Below are 24,664 nucleotides of genomic sequence, written 5' to 3' on the forward strand. Positions count from 1 at the left end.
ACGCTTGCGAACTGCCGTCACGTTGCAATCGCGCGGGCGCGGTGATGGCGCAGATCCGCGATCTATGGTCTGGCGGATGTGGTCGACTGCATATTTCCGTCCGGCTGCATCATGGCGGGCGATGTACCCCCCGGGGCAAGGACGGCGGACCCTGCCGTAACCGTGTCCGGTCAGGAAGCCAGAAGGCCATCCTAACGGCCCCGGATCTGCTGCCGGTCACAAGGCGCGCAGGGTTCCGGGCCTCAGGGTTCCGGGCGCTGCACCCATTGGCCCTCGTCCGGGCGAGGCAGGCGGCAGGAGGAATGCCGTCCACAACAAAAATCCGGGATGAAAGATCCTGAAAGCCCTCAACCGCGTAACCTCAGGGAGCAGGGAAGAGGTGATGATGAGCCTGAGACATCCGGCCGGGGACGAAACCGCAGGCGCGACCGTTTTCTACGACGGGGCCTGCCCCCTTTGCCGTGCCGAAATCGGGATCTACCGCAAGGCAGCGGGCGCGGATGCGCTGCGCTTTGTGGATCTGTCGGACCCGGCGGCAGCGCCTCCCGAAGGGGTGAGCCGTGCCGAGGCGCTCGCGCGGTTCCATGTTCGCGCAAGCGATGGCCGCCTCGTGTCAGGGGCGGCGGCCTTCGCGGAACTCTGGGCGCAGCTGCCGCGCTGGCGCGGGCTTGCGTGGGTGGCGCGCAGACCGGGGCTGCGTCGACTGCTCGAATGGACCTACCGGGGCTTCTTGCACCTGCGCCCCTGCATCGTCTGGCTCTGCGTGCGAACCTTCGGGGCGCGAATATGATGAACCCGCCGCCGCAGACCCCGGCGCAGGGCTATTGGCGCGTCAGCCTGCTCGCCACGGCATTGGCCACCGCGAGCATCCCGATCTACATCCATCTGCCGGGATTTGCCGCGATGCGGTTCGGCCTGTCGCTCCGCGAGGTCGGGACGATCCTGCTGGTGATCCGCATCGTGGATTTTCTGCAAGACCCGCTCCTGGGCTGGATGACCGACCGCTGGCCCGCGCATCGCGCCCGCTTCGCGGCCCTCGCGATGGGCACGCTGGCGGTGGGATGCCTCGCGGTATTCACGCTGCCGCCGATGGGGGGGCCGGCGCTCTGGCTCTTGCTCGGGCTGGTCATCGCCTTCACCGGATACAGCCTGGGCACGATCCTGCTCTATGGTCAAAGTGCGGCTTTCGCGGGCACGGGACAGGCTTCTGCCCAGTTCGGCCTTGCCGCCTGGCGCGAAACAGGCGTGTTGATCGGGGTCACCCTCGGGGCCATCGCGCCGACCGTGCTGGCGCGCATCTTGCCTGACAGCGACGGCTATGCCGCCTTCGGAGCGCTGGTCGCCGTGCTCGCAGTCATCGCGGTTGTGCTGGCGCGACCGCTCTGGCGCAGAACGCAAGCTGCCTCACTCCGGCTGAACTGGCGGGATCTGCGCGGGTCGGGCGCGGGCTGGTTGTTGCTGCTGGCCTTTGTCAACAGCCTGCCGGTGGCCGTGACCTCAACGTTGTTTCTGTTTTTCGTGGGCGATCGCCTCGGCCTCCCCGATCTTGCGGGGGGCTTCCTGATCCTGTTCTTCATCGCCGCCGGGGCCAGCGCGCCGGTCTGGGGACGAATGGCCCGGCGCTTTGGCGCGCGGCGGGTTCTGCTGGCCGCGATGACCCTCGCCATTGCGAGCTTTATCGGAGCCTTTGCCCTTCCCCCCGGCGCGGCGCTGGCCTTTGCCGCGATCTGCATCGGCTCGGGCCTGGCGCTTGGGGCCGATATGGTCATTCTGTCGGGGCTTTTCACCGCGGCCCTCGCGCGGGCGGGGCTGCAGGCGGGACAGGCTTTCGGCTTTTGGAACTTTAGCGCCAAGGCGACGCTGGCGATTGCCGCGGGCGTAATGTTGCCGCTGCTGCAGCACTACGGCTACCGCCCCGGGGCGGAAAACACCCCGGCCGCGCTGCAGGCGCTCAACCTCAGCTATGCGCTTGTGCCCTGCGCGCTCAAGCTGGCCTCCATTGCCCTCCTGCTGCGATTGCCGCGCGAGACGCTTGACCCCGCGCCCTGACCCGGCGCGGCAGAGAGGTCACGGCATCCCCCGGTGATTGCGCGCAAAGTTGCGCGCGCTGACACCGCGCCATTGACGAACATAAAGAGAACACTACATTCAGCGCCATGACCAGAATGACCCTTCAGAGCAAGCTCGCAATCCTGTCGGATGCCGCGAAATATGACGCCTCCTGCGCCTCTTCGGGGGGTGAGAAGCGGGATTCCCGCAAAGGGGGCCTCGGCTCCTCCGGCGGCAGCGGCATCTGTCACGCCTATACGCCGGACGGGCGCTGCATCTCCTTGCTGAAAATCCTGATGACCAATTTCTGCATCTTCGACTGCGCCTATTGCATCAACCGCGTGTCGTCGAATGTCGAGCGGGCGCGGTTTTCGGTGGAAGAGGTGGTGACGCTGACGCTGGAATTCTACCGGCGCAACTATATCGAGGGGCTGTTCCTGTCCTCCGGCATCATCCGCTCGCCGGATCAGACCATGGCCGATATGGTGCGCATCGCCCGGACCCTGCGGCAAGAGCATGGCTTTCGCGGCTATATCCATCTGAAAACCATCCCCGATGCCGCGGAAGAGCTGATCCGCGAGGCGGGGCTTTATGCTGACCGTCTGTCGATCAATGTCGAGCTGCCGCAGGATGCCTCCTTGCGCAAATTCGCGCCGGAAAAGCGGCCCGAGACGATCCGCACCACCATGGCACAGGTGCGGCTGGCGGGCGAAGAAGCCAAGGATGTGTCACATACCGGGCGCAAGGCCCCGCGTTTTGCGCCCGCCGGGCAAAGCACGCAGATGATCATCGGGGCGGATGGCACCGATGATGTGACGATCCTGACCAGTGCCACGCGGCTCTACAGCGGCTATAAACTGCGCCGGGTCTATTACTCGGCCTTTTCGCCCATCCCCGATGCCTCGGCGATGCTGCCGCTGATCCAGCCGCCCTTGCTGCGCGAGCATCGGCTTTATCAGGCCGATTGGCTCTTGCGGTTCTACGGTTTCAGCGCCGATGAGATTGCGACAGGGGCCAAGGCCGGGCATCTCGACCTCGATCTGGACCCGAAACTGGCCTGGGCCTTGCAGCACCGCGGCCTGTTTCCGCTGGATGTGAACCGCGCCGGCAAAGAGATGCTGCTGCGGGTGCCCGGCTTTGGCACCCGAACGGTGGAGCGTATTCTGGCTGCCCGCCGTCACCATAGCTTGCGCTATGAGGATCTGGTGCGCATCGGGGCGCAGATGAAAAAGGCCAAGGCCTTTGTCACCCTGCCGGGCTGGACCCCCGGCGCGCTGACCGATGGTGCCAATCTGCGCGCCCGCTTTGCCCCGCCACCGCAACAGCTGAGCCTGCTGTGATCTATGCCACCACCCTGCCCGAGCGCGGCACCTTTGAGGCCTGGCGCGCGGCAGCCCGACGGGCCATTTCGCACCGCATTCCGCCGCAGGATATGGCGTGGGAGGGCGCGGGAGGGCTCTTTGCCGCGCATCCCCTGCCCGCGGACCCCGGCCCGCATCAGGTGCGGGTCGGTGCGGGTTTTCTCAAACTGGCGGGCTCGGTCATCTGGCATTCGGAGCCGGAGCGCTTCGCCCTCCTCTATCAGGCCCTGTGGCGGCTGGACCGGCAGGAGGGCGACCCGCTGTCGCAGGCCGATCCGCTCGGGCGTCGCCTGCACTTGCTGGCCAAGAACGTGGGCCGCGACATTCACAAGATGCACGCCTTTGTCCGCTTTCGCGAATGCCCCACGGACGGCCCGCGCCGCCGCTTCGCGGCCTGGTTTGAGCCGGAGCACAACACGCTGGAACCGGGCTCTGCGTTCTTCGTCCGGCGTTTTGCCGATATGGATTGGATGATCGCCACCCCGCGTCTGACCGCGCGGTTTGAGGATGGCAGGCTGACCTTCGGCCCCGCCGCCCGCCGCCCGGCCTTGCCGGATGACGCCGCAGAGGGGCTCTGGGCCACCTATTTTGCCAATATTTTCAATCCCGCCCGGATCAAACTGGACGCGATGCGATCGGAAATGCCCAAGAAATACTGGAAGCACCTGCCTGAAACCCGTCTGATCCCCGACATGCTGAAAGATGCCGAGGCGCGGGTGGCGCGGATGCGGGCGGCGGGGGCATCGCAGGCGCGGCCCGGGGCGGCGGCGATCTCCACCCGCTACCGCGCGGCAATGCCGCAGGCTGTGGCGGCCGAGGGCCTGCCCGAAACGCTGGATGCGGCACGCGCGGCGGCCCTGCAGTGCCAACGCTGCGCGCTCTGCAGCGCGGCAACCCAGACCGTCTGGGGCAGCGGCGCGGTGGACGCGCGGCTGATGATCGTGGGCGAGCAGCCCGGCGATCACGAGGATCTGACGGGCCGCCCCTTTGTCGGCCCGGCGGGTCAGGTGCTGCATCAGGCGCTGGCGGCAGCGGGCGCATCGGCCGAGACGGTCTGGCTGACCAATGCCGTCAAACATTTCAAATTCACGACCCGTGGCAAGCAGCGCCTGCACAATAGCCCCGACCGCTATGAGGTGGAGCAATGCCGCTGGTGGCTCGGGCTGGAACTGGCCTTCATCCGCCCGAGGGTGACATTGGCGCTGGGTGCCTCGGCGGCGCTTGCCCTGACGGGCGATGCCTCGCCGCTGGCCGCACGGCGGGGAACGGTTGAACGCGGGTTGCATGAGGGCCCGGTGCTGATCTCGTGGCACCCTGCATATGTCCTGCGCCTCAGGGATCCGGCCCGTCAGAGCCGCGCTTTGGCGGAATTGACCGAGGATCTGCGCGCGGCGCTTGTCATGGCGCAGTCCGATCTGGCCGCTCCCCTGCCGGGCACCAGATCCGGCTGATGCGGCGGCACCCGCAGAACCAACCGATGCCCCGGGCACGACAAAGCCCTGTTCTCCCGACCACGGCCTGCCCGCCCGGTGCGCCCCGGTTCGGGTAAAAGCCGGGAACCCGAACGACATGGCGATGGTATCCCTGAACCGCTGCAATGCCGCCGCGCGCAGTCATGCGGCAACGCCAGTGAGGTCGTGCCCGCCCGCAAGGCGGGTCAGGTTTTCTCGGCCTCGACGGCGATTTTTTCCCGTATCCAACCCAGAAACTTGATCAGCGTCTGCGAGGGCTGCACCTTTTTGGGCCAGGTCAGGAAATACCCCTCGCCGCTGTAGCAGGTTTCCGCAAAGGGTGAGACCAGACTGCCATTTTGCAATTGCCGCTGCACAAACAGCTTTACCGCAATCGCCACGCCGCCATCCAGCGACGCGGCCTCATAGGCAAGCGCCGAACTCTCAAACCGGATGCCCGGCTCGGTGTCCACCCGCGCGCCAACCCGCTTGATCCAGGCGGCCCAATCGGTGGGCCGTGCCATGGAATGCAGCAACCGCACGCGCGACAGGTCTTCAACATCCCGCAACCGATGTTCGCGCTGATAATCCGGCGAGCAAATCGGGATCAGCTCGATGTCGAGCAGCTTCTCCGAATGCAGCTCGGGCCAATTGCCTTTCCCGGCCCGAATGGCGGCATCCAGATTCTGGGTTTCAAAATCAACCGGCGCGATTGAGGAACTCAGCCGCACCTCAATGCGTGGAAAGGTGTCATGGAAATGGGTCAGACGCGGGATCAGCCAGCGCTGTGAAAAGGTGGTGTAGGATTGAATGGCCAGAATATCGCGGCGACCCCGCCGCGAGACCCGCCGCGACGCATTGGCGATGGCGTGAAAGGCGCCGGTCACGCCTTCGTAAAGCTGCCGCCCCTCCTCGGTCAGCTCAACCCCGCGGTGCATGCGCCGGAACAATGTGACGCCGAAGTAATCCTCCAGCGTTTTCACCTGTCGGCTCACGGCCACCTGACTGACGTTCAACTCCTCTGCGGCCAGGGTCAGGCTGCACAAACGTGCGGCGACCTCGAACGTGCGCAACGGATTTAGCGGAGGGATCGGGCTGCTCATCTCATTTTCATTCTCTAACCGCGGCTCCGGCACCGAAGGGGCGAACGGCCACATGGTGTTGCAGGACTATTGTTTGCTTAACGCCTCGATTTTGGTCACGCTATCAGGAAATCGTCCCCCGGGAAGCAGGGGCCGTGCGACGCACGACCGAACCCTCAGACGCGCTCCAGTGCCACGGCAATCCCCTGCCCCACGCCGATGCACATGGTGGCGAGCGCCCGGCGGCGGCCGGTGTTGCGCAGCTCCAGCGCCGCCGAGCCCGCGATCCGCGCGCCGGACATGCCGAGGGGATGCCCCAAGGCAATCGCGCCGCCGTTCGGGTTCACCCGCGCATCATCATCGGCGATGCCGAGATCGCGCAACGTCGCCAGGCCCTGGCTGGCAAAGGCCTCATTCAGCTCGATCACGTCGAAATCGGCCGCCGTCAGCCCCAGCCGCGCCATCAGCTTTTTCGAGGCGGGCGCCGGGCCAAAGCCCATGATCCGCGGCGCCACCCCGGCGGTGGCCCCGCCGAGCACCCGCACGATCGGCGTCAGGCCATATTTCCGCGCGGCCTCAGCGCTGGCCACGATCAGCGCCGCCGCCCCGTCGTTCACGCCGCTCGCATTGCCCGCCGTGACCGAGCCGCCCTTGCGGAAGGGCGCCTTCAGCCCCGCCAGAGCCTCGAGCGTCGTCGCGCGCGGATGCTCGTCGCGGTCGACGATCTTCGGATCACCCTTGCGCTGCGCAATGCTGACCGGGGTGATTTCCTGCGCCAAACGGCCATTGGCCTGCGCCGCCGCGGCCTTGTCTTGCGAGCGCAGCGCGAAAGCGTCCTGATCGGCACGGCTGATGGCGAAATCCTCGGCCACATTCTCGGCGGTCTCGGGCATGGAATCGACGCCATATTGCGCCTGCATCACCGGGTTGACGAAACGCCAGCCGATGGTGGTGTCGTGGATCTCGGCCGCGCGGGAATAGGCGCTCTCGGCTTTCGGCATCACGAAGGGCGCGCGGCTCATGCTTTCGACGCCGCCTGCCACGATCAGCCCGGCCTCGCCCGATTTGATCGCCCGCGCGGCGGTGATCAGCGCGTCCATGCCCGAGCCGCAGAGACGGTTCATCGTGGTGCCCGGCACTTCGACCGGCAGCCCGGCCAGAAGCGCGGACATCCGCGCGACATTGCGGTTATCCTCACCCGCCTGATTGGCGCAGCCAAAGATCACCTCATCCACCGCGGCCCAATCGACATTCGGGTTCCGCGCCATCAGCGCGCGCAAGGGGATCGCCCCCAGATCATCCGCCCGCACCGAGGCCAGAGCGCCGCCGAAACGCCCGATCGGCGTGCGGATATAGTCGCAGATGTAAACCTCGGTCATGGCGCTTCTCCTGATGTGCATTCGCATGGCTGTGATCGCGCTCCCCGCCGGGGCGGAGAGCGCATTGATATCGGATTTGGGTAGGTCTGCGGGTTAGCTCAGGACCACGAGACTGTCGCCCGCGCGGGTGCCCTCGCCTTCGGGCAGCACGAAAACCGGGTTGATTTCGGCCTCCTGAATGCGGTCATCCAGCGTTTCCGCCATGGCGGAAAAGGCGATCATCGTGTCGATCAGCGCGTCGATATCCGCCTTCGGGCTGCCTCGGAAGCCTTTCAGCAGCGCCCCGGCCTTGATCTCATCAATCATGTCGCGGGCAGCGCTGCGGTCCAGCGGCAACAGGCGGATGGCCACATCCTTATATAGCTCGGTGGTCACCCCGCCCGCGCCCAACAGCGCATAGGCGCCGAGCTGCGGATCGCGGTTAAAACCTAGGATCATCTCGACGCCGCCCTTGACCATCTCCTGCACAAGGAACCCCTCGATCCGCGCCGGGGTCGCGGCCCGCACCCGTACCAGCATGGCTTCACAGGCCCGGCCCACGTCCGCCGGGGCCACATTCAGCGCCACGCCGCCGACTTCGGATTTGTGCAGGATCTCGCCCGACAGGATCTTGATCACCACCGGACCGCTGAAGGCCTCGGCGGCCTTGGCGGCGGCTTCCGGCGTCTCGGCGGTAACTTCCCGGGTGACCGGCACGCCAAAGCGGGCAAAGAGCTTTTTCGCTTCGGCCTCGTTCAGCGAACCGGCGGCGATATCAGAGCAATCCACCGCCCGGATATTGGCCGCCGCCCCCCCGGCCTTGACCGCGCGCGGCAGCAGGCCCTTCAGCGCCGAGGCGCAGCTTTCGGGCGCGGCAAAGGCCGGAATGCCGCTGGCGTTCAGATGGCGCACGATATTGGGCGCATCCGGGCTGACATAGACCAGCATCGGCTTTTCGGTCAGGGCCAGCGATTCCAGCACCGGCTGCGCCACCAGATCGGGCTGCGCGATGGAGGAGGACCCCGCCACCACAACAATCGCGTCATAAGACGGGCTTTCCGCCAGAATCCGCAGGATCGAGCGGAAGAGATCCGGCCGCAGCCCCGCCAGCGTCACGTCGATCGGGTTGCGGTCAAGCTCGGCCTCTTTCAGCTCCAGCGCCAGGAGTTTTTCCGAGGTTTCCTTGTCTGGTTTCGGCATTTCCAGTCCCATCAGCCCGACGTTATCCGCCACCACGGTGGCCGCACCGCCGGTCGAGGTCACGATGGCCACGCGCGGCCCCGCCATGCGGCGCCCCTGTGCCAAAGCCGCCGGAATGTCGAGAAGATCGGCAAAGGTCTGCGCGCGGATCACACCCAGCTGATTGAAGAGCGCGTCATAGACCTCATCCGCACCGGCCAGCGCGCCGGTATGCGATACTGCCGATTGCGCGCCCGATTCCGAGCGGCCCACCTTATAGGCCACGATGCTCTTGCCCGCCGCGATCACCTTGGCGGCGGCGCTGCGGAACTTGGTCACATTGCGGATGGTTTCGAGATAGAGCGCCACCACCTGCGTCGCCTCGTCTTCGGCCAGCGCCCCGAGGAAATCCGACACTTCCAGATCGGCCTCATTCCCCGTTGCCACCAGCTTGGAGAAACCGATGCCCCGCGCCACGGCCCGCGACAAGAGCGAGCCGAGAATCCCGCCCGATTGCGACAAAAGCGCGATCGACCCCATCGGGAAAGTGTCGGATTCCATCGCGCCGCTGGCAGTTAGCGGGATCTTGTCGGTGATGTTGACCAGACCGATTGTGTTCGGCCCGAGGATGCGCATCTCCCCCGCCGCCTCCAGCAGCTGTTCCTGCCGCTTGCGCCCTTCCGGTCCCTGCTCGCCAAAGCCCGAAGCGAGCACGACCGCCGCCCTGGTGCCGCGGGCGGCAAGATCGCGCACCGCTTCAATGACGCGGTTCGCCCCGACGAGGACGAGGCCCAGATCCGGCGCCTCGGGCAGGTCGGCGGCACTGGCATAGCTCTTCAGCCCGGCGATTTCGGCGTAACGCGGGTTGATCGGATAGATCTTCCCGGCAAAGTTCTGGCTCTGAAGATAGGCAATCGGGCGGCCGGTCAGTTTGGCGGCATCATTCGATGCGCCGACCACGGCAACGGATTTCGGATTCAGGATCGCATGAATGGCTGACATCTGCGCCCCCCTCACTTCGCGGTCTTGTTGAGGAAATCCTCAACCGATTTGCGATGCTCGGCGGTGGTGTAGCACATGGCCTGCGCCTCGCGGCCCATCGCAAAGATCTCTTCGTCGCTGCGCTCAAAGGTCTTGTCCATGATCTCCTTGGTCAGGGCGACGGCGGTGGCCGAACCGATGGTCAGTTCCTTGGCCCAGGCATGCGCCGCCGCGAGCAGGGATTCCGGCGCGGCAATGCGGTCGATCATCCCGAGGGCGAGCGCCTCGGCGGGCTCCACCACGCGGGCGGTAAAGATCAGCTCTTTCGCTTTCGACAGCCCGACGCGGCGCGGCAGGAAATACATGCCGCCGCCGTCCGAGACGAGCCCGCGTTTCACAAAGCTCATGCTCATCTTGGCGCCCTCGGCGGCGATGATGAAGTCGCAGGCCAGCGCCATGTCGAGGCCCAGCCCGAAGGCCGCACCATTCACCGCCGCGATCACCGGCTTGGAGACGCCATGAATCGCCGCAACGCCACGATGGGTGCTTTTCTGCCGTTTCCAGCCATTGAATGCGACCTCGCCCGCCGGGGCGTCGAGGCGCGCGCGCATGCCGCCGATATCGCCGCCCGAGCAAAAGCCCTTGCCCGCCCCGGTCAGGATGATCGCCCGCACTGCCGGATCAACGTCGGCGGCCGCGAAGGCTGCGATCAGTTCGGCGCGCATCTGGTCGTTGATGGCATTGCGCAGATCGGGCCGGTTCAAGGTGATCGTCGCGACGGCGTCATGCTGAGAGACCGTGATGAATTCGGGCAGTTTAACGGCAGTATTCATGGCATATTCCTTTGTATGCATGGCGGTTGCTTCAGGCGACGGCACGCCTTTTGCTCAATTCTTGCGGCAGGTCTTGTCCGTTCAGGATCAGATCCCGCAGGGCGTTCAGATCGTCGGGCGCCAGCACGGGCCCTGCGAGTTCGTCGAATTTGGCGATGAGCTCCGCGCGCTGGATCGGCTGCTCCGGGTCACCGCGCCGGGTGGGCTGAAACAGCGAGAAGCTGCGGCCATCGGTCAGCGTCAGATGCAGCCGCGCCATGCGGCGGCGCGGATAGGCGGCGGCAAGATCCTCGGCGCGCGCTACGGTGATGCGCGGCATGATCGCCCGGATGGCCGGGTCCGCCAGCGCGCGCTCCTCGAAAGCGGCCAGACGCACCCCCCCGAGGATCATCTGCGCCGCAAGGCAATATTGCAGCGAGAAGCGCGCCTCTTGCGCAATCGTGGGATTGGGCCGGTCGCAGATATCCTTGGTCGCGCCATAGCCTTCCACATGGATGCGGGCGATGTCATCGGGGCCGAAACCATGCTCGGCCCGCAGGCGCGCGAGGGCATCGAGCGCCGCAAAGATATGGCCGCAGCAGCCATGGATCTTGACCGTCATCCGGGTGATCGGCGTCCAGTCCCCCGCCCCCGCCAGCGCGGCCTGCCAATCGCCGGTGCCCGCACTCGTGGCCGCCGCATAGCCCTTTGGTCCCTCAAGGCTGTCGGGCGCGCCCATCGCCCCCGCCGCCGCGGCACAGGCGGCCAGAAGGCCGGCATCGGCGGCATGGCCCGGATGCATCGCCTTGACCATGCTCTGGCCCTGCAGGTTCTGCTGATGGCCCCCGGCAAAGCTGCTGGCGATGGCAATCGCATGGGCAATCCCCTCGCGGTCGCAGCCCAACAGCATGGACCCGGCGGCAGCGGCCCCAAGCGTGCCCACGGTGGCGGTGATATGCCAATGTTCGTAATGGCTGGGCTGCAGCGCCATCGCGATGCGGCAGCCAACCTCATAGCCACCGATCACCGCGCGGTCGAAAGCCTCGCGCGGGGCGCCGATTTCCTGCGCCAGAGCAAGGGCCGCCGCGATGGTGGGAGAGCCGGGGTGATAGCCGCCATCCCGGAAGATGTCATCAAATTCAACGGTATGGCTTGCGGTCCCGTTGATGAAGGCCGCCCAGCGCGCGCTGACCCGCTTGCCGCTGACATAGCAGAGCGCCTTGCCGGACCCCGCCCCCAGCGATGCCGCCGCCAGCATGGTGGCGGGCGCGCGCACGGTGCCGGGCAATGTCGTTGCAAACCAGTCAAGCGTTGCATGGCGCACTGCCTGCACGACCTCGGCGCTGAGGGGTTCGCGCTGCCAATCCGCCGCCAATCCGGCCAGCGTCATCAAGGGAGCATTCATGGTGCAACCCCGCTCGCCGCGTCGTTTGCGGGCGCGGCCTGTTTGGCAATCCCCGCCGCACAGAGCGCATCAATCTCCGCGGTGGTCATGCCCAGCCCCTGCAGAACCTCATAGGTTTGGGCGCCCACGGCCTGAGGGGCGCAGGACAGGCCGGTCTCGGCCCCCGACAGGCGAAAGGCCGAGGTGACCACGCGCAGCCCGTCGACATGCCCGGCCGGATCCTCCAGTTGCTTGACCTGTTCACGCGCCTGCATCTGCGGATCGGCCATCGCTTCGCCCATCCGCCGCACGCGCGCGGCGGGGATCCGGCGCTCGTTGAGAAAGGTCTCCCAGAAGGCCGCCGGCATCGTGTTGATCATCCCGGCCAGGACCGTCTGCTCACGGGTAAAGTCATCCAGCCGTTCGAGATTGGTTTTCTTCACCAGATCCTCGCGCCCCAAGGCAATCCACAGCCGCTTTTGCTGGCGCAGGTTTGAGGCGGCGATCATCAGGTCGGCATCCGACGCGCGGTACATGCCCAGCGTGGCAAAGGCATACTGGTTGCCCTTGGCCTTGGGGTGCTTGCCGGACCACATGTAATCCGTCGCATGCGAGGTCAGCAATGTCATCGCAACCTCCAGCATGGAAACGTCGATATGCTGGCCACGGCCGGTCTGGTTGCGGTGAACCAGCGCCGCACTGATGGCAAAGGCGGCGGTCATGCCGGTGGCATAATCCACCGCCGGTGCGCCCGATTTCAGCGGCCGGTCGTCGCCATGCCCCGTCAGATCCATGATGCCGGAAAATGCCTGAATGACATTGTCGTATCCGGTCTGCTCGCGCCGTGGCCCGCTGGCGCCAAAGGCGGAAATCGAACAATAGATCAGCTTGGGGTTCAGCCGCGCCAAAGCCTCATGGCCCAGGCCCAGCGCCTCGAAAGCACCCGGGCGGTAGTTTTCCACAAAGACATCTGCGGTGGCGAGCAGCCGGCACAGCGCATCGCGCCCTGCACCGGTTTTCAGATCGAGCGCAATCGCCTTTTTGCCAGCACCTTGCGACAGAAACGCAGTGCCCATCGCCGCTTTGACCATATCGCGGTCCGACCCCTGAAAACGTGCCTGATCCGGATCCTGTGGCGATTCCACCTTGATCACTTCGGCGCCCAGCAGCGCCATCTGATAGCTCGCGAAGGGTCCGGCAAGGACATGCGTCGTATCGACGACACGCAATCCGGAAAAAGGTCCGCTCATGGCCCGCTCCTTAAATTCTGAAACCTGCGTCGCTCCCCGCGCCGATGCGGGCGGGGAGCACGCGATCAGTTGCTGGTCAGCCCGGCATCCGTCAGCTGCTTTTCGGCAACGACAAGCAGGTCCTTCACAAACTGCGTGTATTCTTTCGGGCCGTAGTCACTGTCTTCAACGCCGGAAGCACGGGCGTATTGCTGATAGCTTTCCGTCGCCATTGCCTTGTGGATCGCATCCGCGATCTGCTGTTGCAGCTCCATCGGCATGCCCTTGGGGCCAAAGACACCGCGCGCTTGAATCCAATTGGTGTCGACGTCAAAACCCTGCTCGGCAAAGGTCTGCATCTCGGGCAGGCTCGACAACCGCTTGGTGCCCAGAACGCCCAGACCCTTCAGGCGGTCGGCCTCAAAGAACGACAAGACGGGCCCGAGGTTCGAGACACCCACGTCCACATGGCCACCAAGGACCGCGGCGATGATGTCGGGGGTGGATTCAAACGCCACCCAGTTGAATTTCACCCCCGAGGCCTGCTCCAGCATCGTCATCCCGATGTTTTGCATCGAACCCACCGGCCCAAAGCCACCAACATTGACCTCGCCACCCTTTTCTTTCGCGAGAGCGACCAGATCCTTCATGCTGCTGATCGGCGACTCCTTGGCCGCGAAGAACATGATCGGATCTTCCTGCGACAGCGCGATCCAGTCGAAATCATCCGGCGAGAAGGTGCCCTTGAGATTGGTGAGCATCGAGGTGAGATGCGTCACCGTATTCACGCCCAGCGTCAGCCCGTCGGGCTTGGCCGCGCGCACCTTGGCCATCTGTGCGGCACCGCCGCCGCCGGGGGTGTTCACGATGACGATGGTCTGGCCGATGATCGGCTCCAGCTCTTTCGCGAGCGTGCGCGCATAGACGTCAACGCCGCCCCCCGGCTTGGTGTGCAGCACGATATTGACCGGGCCTTCCGGCTTCCAGCTTTCCTGCGCCGCCGCTGAAGACACCAGGCCAACCGCCAGCATGGCGGCCCCTGCAACGCCGAAAACGGCATGTCTGAACGTCGTGATTTTCATTCTTGGTTCCTCCCTTGGTCGTGCTGCGGAGCACTGCATTTTCGCCCGCTCCGCCAATTTCGACGTTCCGCCTCCCGGCGTGAACTGAGTATTGGTCAGTCAATCGAGACGTTTTCTTGGGTCTGAAAGTTCTGGCGTGTGAAAGGGCCAGGTTACACAGCCCGGGCCAGCGCGCGCCGCCGCCGCCATGCGCCGAGCCCCGGCAGGACAAAAGCCAGCACGGCCACCAACAACAGCACGAGGGTCAGGGGCGATGTGTAGAAAATATCCCAGTCGCCCTGATTGGAGATCAGCGCCCGGCGGAAGTTCACTTCCATCAACTGTCCCAGCACCATGGCGAGGATGATCGGCGCCAGCGGAATGCCCACCTTGCGCAACAAATATCCCGCGATGCCGCAGACGGCCATCACATGCACCGGGAACATCGTGGTTTCCGACGCATAGGCCCCGACAAAGCAGATCCCGGCAACGATGGCGGCAATCGCCGGGCGAGGGATATTGGCCACCTGCGCCCAGACACGCGCCCCGGCCAGACCAATGAAGATCATCACCGGAATGCCGATAAAGAGTGAGGCAAAAACCGTATACGGGATCTCGGGTGTGCGGGTGAACAGCAGCGGTCCGGGCTGGATCCCCTGCACCATCAGCGCGCCGATCATCACCGCCGTGGTGGCCGATCCGGGAATGCCCAGCGCCAGCAGAGGTGCCATTGCCCCGGCAACCGCGGCATTGTTCGACGATTCCGACGAGGCAACCCCCTCCAGCGCGCCTTTGCCGAACATTTCCGGGCGTTTCGAGAAATGCTTGGAGACCGCATAAGAGACGAAAGAGGCGATCGAGGCCCCGGCGCCGGGAATGACGCCAATCACATAGCCCAGCAGCGAGCTGCGCAGCACCACCACTTTCAGGCCCTTCATCGCGTGATAGGGGATCGTGGTCAGCCCGCCGACTTTCGCGCTTTTGACTTTCTCCGACGCGCCGTCTTCGATCATGAACAGCACCTCGGACAGGGCATAGAGCCCCAGCAAAACCGGCACCAGCGGCAGACCCTCAAACAACTCGTAATTGCCGCCGGTAAAGCGCGGTACGCCGACCTGAACATCGAGGCCAATGGTGGCCATCGCAAGGCCGATGCCCATCGCCACCATGCCTTTGAGCGGCGAGCCGTCGGAAAGACCGGCGACGAGGCTGAGCCCGACCAGCGCCAATGCGAAATACTCGCCCGCGCCAAAGTTCAGCGCGAATTCCGAGAGCGGCACCGCGGTCAGGATCAGCAGGCAGGTCGAGATGAAGATGCCCACGCCCGACGACAGGATCGAGACGGTCAGCGCCTCGCCTGCCCGGCCCTGCTGGGTCAGCGGATAGCCATCCCAGGCCGTGGCCACCGCCGCCGCCGTCCCGGGAGAGTTGATCAGCACCGCGGTGATCGCGCCGCCATATTCGGCGGCGGCATAGAGCGCGACGAGACCCACGATGGAAACCACCGGCTCCATCCCATAGGTGAAGGGGATCAGCAGCGCGACGCCAAGGCTGGGCCCAAGCCCGGGAATGGCGCCGATCAGATAGCCGACGAGCGCCCCGAAGACCAGGGCAGCCCAGACCATCGGGTCGGCGAATGCAGAGAAACCAAGGGCGAGATTGTCAAGCATGGCAGGGTTTCCTCACGGCAGGTTGACTTGCAGCGCCAGAACGAAGACGCCGTAGATGAAAGCAGCCAAGGCGAGCGGAACCCCGGCCAGATGCGCGATGCGGCGCTCGCCACAGGCGATCATGATGCCGACCGACAGGGCCAGAACCGTGGGCAATGCGCCGAGGGCCTCGAGGTAAATCGACTGCAGGGTCAGCAGGACCATGGTCAGCGCCACCCAGAGCGGCCGCCGGATCGACACCCATTCCACCGGAGCTTTGTCGGTCAGCCGGATCACAGCGCTGAGTGCGACAGCGCCCAGCGCCAGAAGCGCGGCAATCGCCAGCATATAGGGGAAGCCACCCGGCCCCGGATCGATCTTGTTCATCGGGGGCGGCAGCGCGCGCGCGCTCTGCAGATAGGACCAGAACACCGCGACAAGCATGGCGCAGGCAAACAGATCGATCACAGGCAAAGCGCCGCGCAGAACATCCGGTCTGCACCGCCAGCCCCTGGTCTGGCTCAAGTCATAGGTCATCCGATCCTCCCAAATCTGTACCCGACGGTGACGTCGCCTACAGGCCTCTCTCCACCATCGTTCAGACCGGAGCGGGCGGGAAAGGTGAACTGAGTTTTGGTTAGTCCAGAGCGACCCATCGCTTTGGGCGAAAAATTATCGTTTTTAGTCAAAGCGATAATGACCGGATCAGGGTCGATTGCGGGAAAGTTCCGGGGCTTTTCCTGCTTTGGCAAGCAGCCACTCCGTTAACTTTCGCCTCTTGGTGCTGACCGACAGCGCCGTGGGCCAGATGATGTGAGCGGCCTGACCGATGGGAAGGGGCCGGACCAAGGGGGCCATCCGTCGATTCGCGGTCCTTTCATCTGCCAGCACATCAATCTGCCCTATCGCCCGTCCAAAGCCCTGACGGGTGGCGCGATCGGTCGAGAGCGCGCTGTCAGAACCGACGTCCTGCCAAAGGCTGATGCGGATCCCCTGATGCTCTGCCCCGGCGCCCCGGGGCATGGGCAGTGGCGCGCCTGCGGCCGCTCCCCCTTTTCCCATCCGCCGGTGCCGCCAGCGGGGTCGGTGCGGGCCGCATTGCCGGGCGAACAATCCCATCCCCCCGCGCGCCCGACAGTCTGTGCGCCCGAGGCGCGGGCCAGGGCCATCGCCAATCCGGCCTCGCAACAAAGCGGGGTATTTTGCCGCCCATGAAGCGCTGCAGATCATGGGCGGGGCGGGCTGTTTCAGCACAAAGCCCGGCGCAATAGTATCTGCGCCGCAGCCGGGGCTGGATGAATGCGGGACGACTCGGTCGGGATCCGGCAGAACCTTGTCGCCGCGGGCATCGTTGCGCGCCGTTGCCCGCAACATCCGCCGCAAACCATCTGAGGTCAGGTCTCGGCCCGGCTGCGGCCCATGAACATCGGCCCGCCCCGATGCCGCGGAAAGCCATAGCCGGTGACCATGACCACATCGATGTCATCGGCGCTTTGCGCAATCCCCTCTTCCAGGATCGCCTGCCCCTCGGATTGCATGATCGCCAGAATGCGGCTCATGATCTCTTCGGCGGTAAAGCGGTGACGGCTGCGGCCGGCCCTGGCGCTTTCTTCCTCGATGATCTGCTGCACTTGCGGGTCAGGCTGCGCGGTGCCGCTGGCGTAATCGTACCAGCCCTTGCCCGTCTTGCGCCCCAGACGCCCGGCTTCGCAAAGACGGTCGGCGATATGGGCATAACGCTCGGTCGCGGGGCGGCTGGCGGCGCGGGCCTTGCGCTGCGCCCAGGCGATGTCGAGGCCGCTCATGTCCTGCGTCGCATAGATGCCCATGGCAAAGCCAAAGCCCTCCATCGCCGCATCGATCTCTTGCGGCAGGGCGCCCTCTTCCAGCATGAATTCGCAATCGCGCCGATAGGCGGCCATGATCCGGTTGCCGATAAAGCCGTCGCAGACCCCCGCGACCACCGCAACCTTGCGCAAGAGTTTCGCCAGCGCCGCCCCGGTGGCCAGCGCCCGTGCCCCCGTCGCATCGGCGCGCACCACCTCCAGCAGTTTCATCACATGCGCGGGCGAGAAGAAATGCAGCCCCAGAATCCGCGACGGATCGCGGGTGGTGGCGGCCAGCACATTCACATCGAGATAAGAGGTGTTGGTGGCCAGCACCGCCTCGGCGGGCATCACTGCATCCAGTTTCGAAAAGACCTCGCGCTTGACGCCCATCTCTTCAAAGACCGCTTCGATCACCAGCGGACAGCGCGCAAGATCCACGTAATCCGACCCGACGGTCAGCCGCCCCCGGGCCGCATCGGCAGCCGGTTGCGAGATGACTCCCCGGGCCTGGCTGGCCATGATGGTGTCGGCCACGCGCTGCGCGGCGGCGGTGGCGGCGGGCGCGTCCCGCTCGACCAGATGCACGCGCGACCCGGCCAGCAGGATCGCCGTGGCAATCCCCGCCCCCATCGTGCCGCCGCCGATCACCCCCACCTGCGCGAGGTCGGCGGGGTCGGCCTGTGCCCGGCGCAGGGCTTCGCCCGCCCGGCGCTCGGCAAAGAAAATGTTGCGCAGGGCCGCCGCCTCCGGCGAGGCCGACAGCCGCAAGAACCGCGCGCGCTCCGCGGCCAGCGCCTCTGCGGCGGGCAGAGCCGCCGTGTCGCACAGGGCGGCCAGCGCCTCCAGCGGTGCCGCGGCCCCCCGCCCGCGCTTGCGCAGACGCGCCTCCCAGGCCGCCCAGTCCACCGGCTCCCCCGCCACGAGATCGCGCGCGCGGGCGGGCACAGGCGCGCCCTGCCCGGCCAGTTCCAGCGCAAAGGCCTCGGCCTCGGCGATGAGATCGCCGTGGCTGATCCGGTCGATCAGGCCGATGCGTTGCGCGGTGGCGGCATCGACGGGCTTGCCCCCGGTCACCAGCGGCACCGCCTCGGCCATCGGCACAAGGCGCGGCAAGCGCACCGTGCCGCCCGCCCCCGGGATGATCCCCAGCGTGACCTCGGGCAGGCCGAGCCTGGCCGCCGCCGTCGCGATCCGGCCATGACAGGCCATCGCCAGCTCAAGCCCGCCGCCCAGTGCCGTGCCATGCACCGCCGCAACCCACGGCAGCCGCCACCCCTCGATGGCGGCCAGAACATCGGGCAGACAGGGGTCAACCGGGGTCTTGCCCAGCTCACGGATGTCCGCCCCCGCGACGAAGCTGCGCCCGGCGCAGGTCAGAACCACCGCCCGCACCCCCTCAGCCCCGGCCAGCGCGTGGCAGGCGGCCAACAGCCCCGCGCGCACCTCCTGACCAAGCGCGTTGACGGGCGGGTTGTCGATGGTCACCCGCGCCAGCGGCCCCAGAATATCAACGGTCACGGTGGTCATGGCATTCCTCCTCGCAATGCGGGGCCTGGCGGTCAGTCGGCCCCTCGGTGCAGCAGGTATAGGTGCCGCTGGGTTATGCGTAATCAAACTAAAGGTTGGGTTTAGCCCAGCCCTGACTTGGGTATGATGGCCTCTCGGGGGGGCGCCGGGCGGCACATATCCCCCGGGGGAGGGAACCATGAACAGCCAGAACCAGCCATTGCCCCGCCGCCCTTGCAGCGACTGCCGCTGATGCGGCAGCGCGCTTCATCCCCGCCGAACATTCCCGCCCGTCGCCCGGTCGCAAGGCCTGCTGCCGCCACGCCAGGACATGCGGTTTGCGGCGGCGTGCGACTGCGCCGGAGCGGTCGTGCCGCAGCCTGCCCAGCCGCCCGCAGGTCGGACCGGCAGAGGGCGGCAAGCCCCGTGAAGGACACGGTCTTTAACCCGCCCGTAAAGGCCGTGAACGGGGCCACGCCCGGTGCCGCTCTGATCACAATGGGCCTTGCCGACGGGGCCCGCGGACCTGACAACGTGACACCACACAATTACATTCTTGTTGCCCCAGCCACGCCCGGGCAGCCCATCCCCGTTATTGATGAGGCCCATTGAACCATGCTCCAACTCGCGTATTTTGCCGATCCCGAGAGCGATTTGCCGCCGCTGCTGCTCGTGCATGGCATTCTGGTCAGCCACCGCACCTGGGACCCCAATGTCGCGCTGTCCGCGCAATTCAGGCGCATCTGCGTCGACCTGCCGGGGCATGGTGCCAGCCCGGCCGCCGTCACCGCCGCCGAGGCGCATCCGGATGTGCTGATACAGGCGTTGGATCGGGTGCGTACCCGGCTGAACATTCCGCGCTGGCATGTTTGCGGCCAAAGCTTTGGGGCGGCGCTGGCCTTGCGCTACGCGCTGTCCATGCCCGGGCACTGTGCCACCGTGACGATCACCAACGCCAATGCCGCCTTGCGTGCGCAGTGGACCGAAGAGGCCGAACGGGCCAACAGCGCGCAGGTGGCGCAGATCCGCAGCGAGGGGCACGCCGCAATCCGCCAGATGATCTATCATCCGGCAAAAGCACGCCATTTTGCGCCCGACATTCGCGAAATCCTGAGCGCCGAAGCCGAGAGGACCGATCCGGAGAGCATCGCGCTTTTGCTGCAAGAAGCCATCCCGCGCCTCTCGGTGCAGGCGCGCCTTGCCGAACTTGCCTGTCCGGCGCTGCTGGTGAATGGTCTGCGCGAGCGCCGCTTTCAGGCCGCCCGCGCCTGGTTGGCCGCCACACATCCGGCCTTCCGGATCGTCGATCTGCCGGGAGGGCATTCGATCAATGTGGAATGCCCGCAGGGTTTCAATGCAGCACTCTCGGGCTTTGCAGCCGAGCATCCGCTGTAAAGCCCGACATCTCCCCCGGCAGGCGCCAGCAAAAGCTGCTCTCCGGCACCGACGCGACAAGGCCATGATCTGAAACATGTTTTATTCACATCACCACACGACCGTCGCCCGAAGGGCGTTGCCATCTCTGCCGGTTGGTCTGGCGCCAAGTCATGTCCGGGGTGCTGGCGCCCTGGCGGCGGTGCCCATCGGAATGTGACAGGAAAGGATGCGGTTCGTGCCATTGCACCTGAGATCTGCGCTGAATTTGATCTGCCTTTATGCGCTGGCCACGGGCGCAGGCTGGGTCCTGTCCCGCCTCGGCGTGCCCCTTCCCTGGATGATCGGCCCGCTCATCCTCTCGGCGGCGACCTACATGAGTGGCCTGATGACGCAAAGGGTGCCGGTCAAGACCCGGCCCTTTGGCCAGATGACCATCGCAGCGCAGGTCGGGCTGGCGTTTACCCCTGCGGCGCTGTCGGCGCTCCTCTCGCTGGCACCGCTGATGATCGGCGCGGCCCTGGTCACCGCGGTTCTGGCCAGCGCTGTCGCCATCCTGACGGCGCGGATCGGTCACATGCGGTTGCCACAAGCCTTTCTGGCGACCTTTCCGACCAGCCCCGTTGAGGCGGCGGTCATGGCCGAAAAACTGGGCTGCGACCCCGCGCCCATCGTCCTGTCCCAGACGATGCGGATCGCGGCGGTGGTCATTCTGGTGCCGCTCTCGGTCTATGCGGTGGATGGCTGGCCGGACCGCAGCGGCTTTGTGCGCGGCGGGGCCTTTGACCCGCTTGGCAACGGCTTTCTGGCCGCGCTGGCCCTGACGGGGGCGCTTGTGTTCCGGAAGCTGCGGATCTCCAATCCCTATTTTCTGGGGCCTCTGGCGTTTTCTGCCGCCTCGGCCGCGGCGGGTCTGCACCCAACCGCCTTTCCGCCGATGATCCTCTCGGCCGCTCAGATCGTGCTGGGAACCTGGCTGGGCAGCACTTTCCGGCGCGACCTCTTGCTGACAGGCCATCGTCTCATCGCCACCGCGGCAATGGGCACGCTGTTGCTGCTGGGGCTGATTTCGGCCTTTGCTCTGGCGCTCGCCGCCGCAACCGGGCTGGACTGGGAGATTCTGGTGCTGGGCCTTGCCCCCGGCGGTGTCACCGAGATGGCGCTGACCGCAAAATTCCTGGGCGTTGATCTGGCACTGGTCACCGCCTTCCAACTGACCCGCATCTTTGTGTTCATGCCCAATATTCCATGGATGATCAGACTGATAGATCGGTTCGAAAGACGCCACTGACCCAAACTTTGGGACGGCAATGCCCAAAAGGCTGCCAGTTCGGGCGGGTGACCCGCAGGATGACCGCGGCGCAGGTGTGGCGCGCGCGGCACGCTTGCGCGCAACGCGCCTTTCGCTTCGCGGATCGCATCATCAAACCATGGCAAGACCCCTAGCGCAGATCATGCGCGGCGCTTTCCGAGATGTGCTTTCTGATCCACGCAAGAAACTTGAGCAGCGGCGGCGAGGGCGTCTCGTCCTTTTCCCAGGTCAGATAATAGCTCTCGCCTGTCCGGCACCCCTCTGCAAAGGGTGTCAGCAGCGCCCCGGATTTCAATTGCTGCTGAACGAAATGGCGGTTCGCGATGGCAACGCCCATGTCCATCAGCGCGCCCTCATAGGCGAGCGAGCTGTTCTCGAACAGCAACCGGTTCTTCATCTCGATCCTGGCATTTCTGGAGGTGAGCCAGGATTGCCAATCATGCGGCCGCGCCATGGAATGCAACAGCTTCACCTTCGCCAGATCCTCGATCCGGCCGATGGGATGCGCGGCCAGAAAGGCGGGGGAGCACACAGGTATCAGCTCCATATCCGCCAGTTTCTCAACGTGCAGCCCGGGCCAGTTGCCGTCGCCTCCGCGGATGGCGGCATCGAGGTTGTCGGTGTCGAAATTCGTGGCATCGGGCGATGACGACAGCCGCACTTCGATGCGCGGATGCTCTTCGTGAAAGTCGTTGAGCCGGGGCATCAGCCAGCGGTGGGAAAACGTCACATAGGACCGAATTGCCAGAATGTTACGCTGCCCGCGGCGTGACACCTGCCGGGTCGTGTTCTCGATCGCCTGAAATGCGTTTGCGACGCCCGCATAAAGGGTCACACCTTCGCGCGTCAGCTCAAGCCCGCGGTTCAGCCGCTTGAACAAGATCACGCCCAGATACTCCTCCAGCACCCTGACCTGCCTGCTGACCGCAACCTGGCTCACATTCAATTCTTCCGCGGCAACCGTCAGGCTGTTGTGACGCGCTGCAGCTTCAAAAGCCTTCAGCGGGTTCATCGGCGGCAGAACGCGATTGGGGGTATTCATCTCTCACTTCCCGTCCTTTGCTGCCGTGCATCTTCTGCCGCAGGTGATGTAAATGCACATAGGATCGCATCCACGACAGCCGACTATGTCTTGGCAAAGATATCACGTCAATCAATCCAGACAGTCTGCACTCTGGCGAGAGGATTGCATCCTAATGCCCCCTCAATTGATGCCACATTGAATGCATCCGGACGCCCCCGACAGGCGGGGCCGCCCCATTGGTCACCGCAGGCCAACGTCCGACGCGAAGAGCGCTGCGACATGCTGAGATCAGGTCCCGGTGGCTGCCAGAGCCGACGCTAAAAGAAGGGCAGCCCGCAGCGCAGATCCACCGGCGTCTGACCGCGGAACGGTATTTCGCCGGTAAGGGCGGCAACAACTGCCTGCTGTACCGGAAGCACCGCGCTATAGGCGTTCACATAGGTCGGGCAGTCGGGCATGTGGAACAGCAAGAAGGGCGAGCCGAGCGAGACATAAAGCGTCGGCAGATGTTGCCACATGCGCTGCATGCTCAGCGGGAAGGCGCCGTGCAGCCGCTCCCACTGAGGGCCCAGAACTTCTTTGCCCGAAAGCCCTTCGTCAGCCATGAGATAGAGCCCCAGATCCTGATCGCGCACATCAAGGGGCGCACCTGGCATCACCCGCGTGATCTCGAAACCCAATGTTTCCAGCAGCGCCGGAATCTGCAGGTCCGGCAGCGCGGCCGAGGGGCTGCGGCGGTCCAGGGTTTCGGCCAGCAGGATCCGGCGGTGACGCTGCGGCGACAGGGGCAGAAGACCCTGCTTGTCCCTGACCAGCGTCACGCAGCTTTCCGCCACGTTGCGCGCCCATCGCTGATGCTCCGCACTGCCCAGCCGCTCCTCGCGCAGCGCCGGTGCCGGAAGCCCCGCGCGCGGATGATGCAGCCCCATCGACGCTTTGAGCGCCAGGATACGCAAGACAGCCTCATCGAGGCGCCGATGCGACAGCGCCCCGCGCGCAAGCCCGTCACGCAGGTGGCCGATGTCTTCTGGCGTGTTCTGCGGGAACAACAGGATGTCACAGCCACTTTCGATGCACAAAGGCACGATGTCCCGGCGCGCACCGCAGGAGGTGAATCCCGCCATGCCCGTCGCATCCGAGACGATGACACCGTTATAGCCCATCCGGCCCCGCAACAGCCCCTGCAATAGGTCGGCATTGAGCGAGGCAGGGAGGTGCGCTTCGCTCAATGCCGCATCGCCCAGATCCGCGTGGTAGGCGGAGAGGGTGATGTGTCCTGCCATGACCATGCGTATGTCCTTGCGGATCGCTGCGGCATAAATCCGGCCGAAACTGGCCTGCCAGTCCGGCAGGGTCTGGGTGTTGTTGGTGGTAACAAAATGCTGGTCGCGCTCATCCAGCCCCTCGCCGGGAAAATGCTTGATGCAGGCCACAAGACCATTGTCCCGCATGCCGTCCAGATAGGCAGAGACAAAGGAAATTGTCTGCGCGACATCATCCGAGAAGGCCCGCGTATTGACCGCATTCGCCCTGAAATTCAGCGCCAGATCTGCGACGGGCGTCCAGCTGACACCAAAGCCCAGATACCCCGCCTCCCGGGCAGCGATCGCCCCCATGCGATAGGCATTCTGCGGATCGCCGGTTGCCGCCACCGCCATTTGATTGGGGAACAGCGTGCCGCATTTGACACTGGCCTTTTCTGACATCTCGATATCGGCCGTCAAGAGCGGCGGAATCGCGGAATGCTGCAGCAAACGCGCGGCCGAGTGCCGCAATTCTTCTTCGGTGTAGCTGGGGAAACGGTGGACGCCGCCCAGCCCCAGCGCGACCACCGCGTCAATCGCGGCATCCGACAGATCGCGGCACATCGGCAGCACGACCTGCGCAATTTTCCCCTCGGTATCCAGACCGAGAAACCGCGCCTTCACCCAGTCCAGACCTGCCGCATCAAGATGAAACGGGGCAGCAGCCAGACAGGCATCGCTCAGGGGAAGGCCGGACATAGCTACACCGCTTTCTTGCG

General features: G+C 65.4%; 18 protein-coding genes. 6 read left to right on the forward strand and 12 right to left on the reverse strand.

Annotated features, from left to right (window positions below; all coding sequences use genetic code 11):
- Positions 1 to 385: 385 nt before the first annotated feature.
- From ACEN2S_RS05865 to ACEN2S_RS05880, 4 genes are all read left to right on the forward strand, one after another.
- Entirely contained in the window at positions 386 to 790 is a 405-nt protein-coding gene (locus tag ACEN2S_RS05865) for a thiol-disulfide oxidoreductase DCC family protein (RefSeq protein ID WP_441863622.1), read from the forward strand.
- Positions 787 to 2,049 carry an MFS transporter gene (locus ACEN2S_RS05870; RefSeq protein WP_441863625.1) on the forward strand — a complete coding sequence of 421 codons (1,263 nt, stop codon included), beginning with the start codon at positions 787 to 789 and terminating at the stop codon, positions 2,047 to 2,049. The genes ACEN2S_RS05865 and ACEN2S_RS05870 overlap by 4 nt, the downstream gene beginning before the upstream one ends.
- Before the next feature lie 116 nt (positions 2,050 to 2,165).
- Complete coding sequence (locus ACEN2S_RS05875) at positions 2,166 to 3,389, forward strand: putative DNA modification/repair radical SAM protein (protein ID WP_441863803.1); 1,224 nt, start codon at positions 2,166 to 2,168, stop codon at positions 3,387 to 3,389.
- Entirely contained in the window at positions 3,386 to 4,861 is a 1,476-nt protein-coding gene (locus ACEN2S_RS05880) for a UdgX family uracil-DNA binding protein (RefSeq protein WP_441863627.1), read from the forward strand. The genes ACEN2S_RS05875 and ACEN2S_RS05880 overlap by 4 nt, the downstream gene beginning before the upstream one ends.
- Positions 4,862 to 5,067: 206 nt before the next feature.
- Here the strand turns inward: ACEN2S_RS05880 and gcvA (ACEN2S_RS05885) are convergent, their stop codons facing one another.
- The 10 genes from gcvA (ACEN2S_RS05885) to ACEN2S_RS05930 all read right to left on the reverse strand — a co-directional run bounded on the left by gcvA (ACEN2S_RS05885) (position 5,068) and on the right by ACEN2S_RS05930 (position 18,952).
- Positions 5,068 to 5,964 carry a transcriptional regulator GcvA gene (gcvA, locus tag ACEN2S_RS05885; RefSeq protein ID WP_441863629.1) on the reverse strand — a complete coding sequence of 299 codons (897 nt, stop codon included), beginning with the start codon at positions 5,962 to 5,964 and terminating at the stop codon, positions 5,068 to 5,070.
- A gap of 155 nt (positions 5,965 to 6,119) precedes the next feature.
- Positions 6,120 to 7,322 (reverse strand): 3-oxoadipyl-CoA thiolase, encoded by a 1,203-nt coding sequence (pcaF, locus tag ACEN2S_RS05890; RefSeq protein ID WP_441863632.1) that lies wholly within the window; start codon positions 7,320 to 7,322, stop codon positions 6,120 to 6,122.
- A gap of 93 nt (positions 7,323 to 7,415) precedes the next feature.
- Positions 7,416 to 9,482, reverse strand: coding sequence for an acetate--CoA ligase family protein (locus ACEN2S_RS05895; protein ID WP_441863635.1), 2,067 nt, complete (start codon positions 9,480 to 9,482; stop codon positions 7,416 to 7,418).
- Positions 9,483 to 9,493: 11 nt separating this feature from the next.
- Positions 9,494 to 10,294 (reverse strand): enoyl-CoA hydratase/isomerase family protein, encoded by an 801-nt coding sequence (locus tag ACEN2S_RS05900; RefSeq protein WP_441863638.1) that lies wholly within the window; start codon positions 10,292 to 10,294, stop codon positions 9,494 to 9,496.
- Between the two features lie 31 nt (positions 10,295 to 10,325).
- A complete protein-coding gene (locus tag ACEN2S_RS05905) occupies positions 10,326 to 11,678 on the reverse strand; it encodes an MmgE/PrpD family protein (RefSeq protein ID WP_441863640.1) in 1,353 nt (450 codons plus the stop codon).
- Positions 11,675 to 12,907, reverse strand: a complete 1,233-nt coding sequence (locus ACEN2S_RS05910; protein ID WP_441863642.1) for a CaiB/BaiF CoA transferase family protein — start codon at positions 12,905 to 12,907, stop codon at positions 11,675 to 11,677. The genes ACEN2S_RS05905 and ACEN2S_RS05910 overlap by 4 nt, the downstream gene beginning before the upstream one ends.
- Positions 12,908 to 12,972: 65 nt before the next feature.
- Positions 12,973 to 13,968, reverse strand: coding sequence for a Bug family tripartite tricarboxylate transporter substrate binding protein (locus tag ACEN2S_RS05915; protein ID WP_441863645.1), 996 nt, complete (start codon positions 13,966 to 13,968; stop codon positions 12,973 to 12,975).
- Positions 13,969 to 14,120: 152 nt separating this feature from the next.
- Positions 14,121 to 15,617 carry a tripartite tricarboxylate transporter permease gene (locus tag ACEN2S_RS05920; RefSeq protein WP_441863647.1) on the reverse strand — a complete coding sequence of 499 codons (1,497 nt, stop codon included), beginning with the start codon at positions 15,615 to 15,617 and terminating at the stop codon, positions 14,121 to 14,123.
- A 12-nt stretch (positions 15,618 to 15,629) separates the two neighbouring features.
- Entirely contained in the window at positions 15,630 to 16,133 is a 504-nt protein-coding gene (locus ACEN2S_RS05925; protein ID WP_441863649.1) for a tripartite tricarboxylate transporter TctB family protein, read from the reverse strand.
- A gap of 857 nt (positions 16,134 to 16,990) precedes the next feature.
- A complete protein-coding gene (locus tag ACEN2S_RS05930) occupies positions 16,991 to 18,952 on the reverse strand; it encodes a 3-hydroxyacyl-CoA dehydrogenase NAD-binding domain-containing protein (RefSeq protein ID WP_441863652.1) in 1,962 nt (653 codons plus the stop codon).
- Between the two features lie 594 nt (positions 18,953 to 19,546).
- Between ACEN2S_RS05930 and ACEN2S_RS05935 the strand changes: the two genes are divergently transcribed.
- Positions 19,547 to 20,326 carry an alpha/beta fold hydrolase gene (locus ACEN2S_RS05935; RefSeq protein WP_441863655.1) on the forward strand — a complete coding sequence of 260 codons (780 nt, stop codon included), beginning with the start codon at positions 19,547 to 19,549 and terminating at the stop codon, positions 20,324 to 20,326.
- Positions 20,327 to 20,543: 217 nt separating this feature from the next.
- Positions 20,544 to 21,596 (forward strand): AbrB family transcriptional regulator, encoded by a 1,053-nt coding sequence (locus tag ACEN2S_RS05940; RefSeq protein WP_441863657.1) that lies wholly within the window; start codon positions 20,544 to 20,546, stop codon positions 21,594 to 21,596.
- A gap of 151 nt (positions 21,597 to 21,747) precedes the next feature.
- Here the strand turns inward: ACEN2S_RS05940 and gcvA (ACEN2S_RS05945) are convergent, their stop codons facing one another.
- On the reverse strand, positions 21,748 to 22,659 hold the full coding sequence (gcvA, locus tag ACEN2S_RS05945) for a transcriptional regulator GcvA (protein WP_441863659.1): 912 nt from the start codon (positions 22,657 to 22,659) through the stop codon (positions 21,748 to 21,750).
- A 299-nt stretch (positions 22,660 to 22,958) separates the two neighbouring features.
- Complete coding sequence (locus ACEN2S_RS05950) at positions 22,959 to 24,644, reverse strand: glycoside hydrolase family 3 protein (protein ID WP_441863661.1); 1,686 nt, start codon at positions 24,642 to 24,644, stop codon at positions 22,959 to 22,961.
- Positions 24,645 to 24,664 lie beyond the last annotated feature (20 nt).

This window comes from Phaeovulum sp. W22_SRMD_FR3 (assembly GCF_052113705.1).
Classification (GTDB): Bacteria; Pseudomonadota; Alphaproteobacteria; order Rhodobacterales; family Rhodobacteraceae; genus JBGQOG01.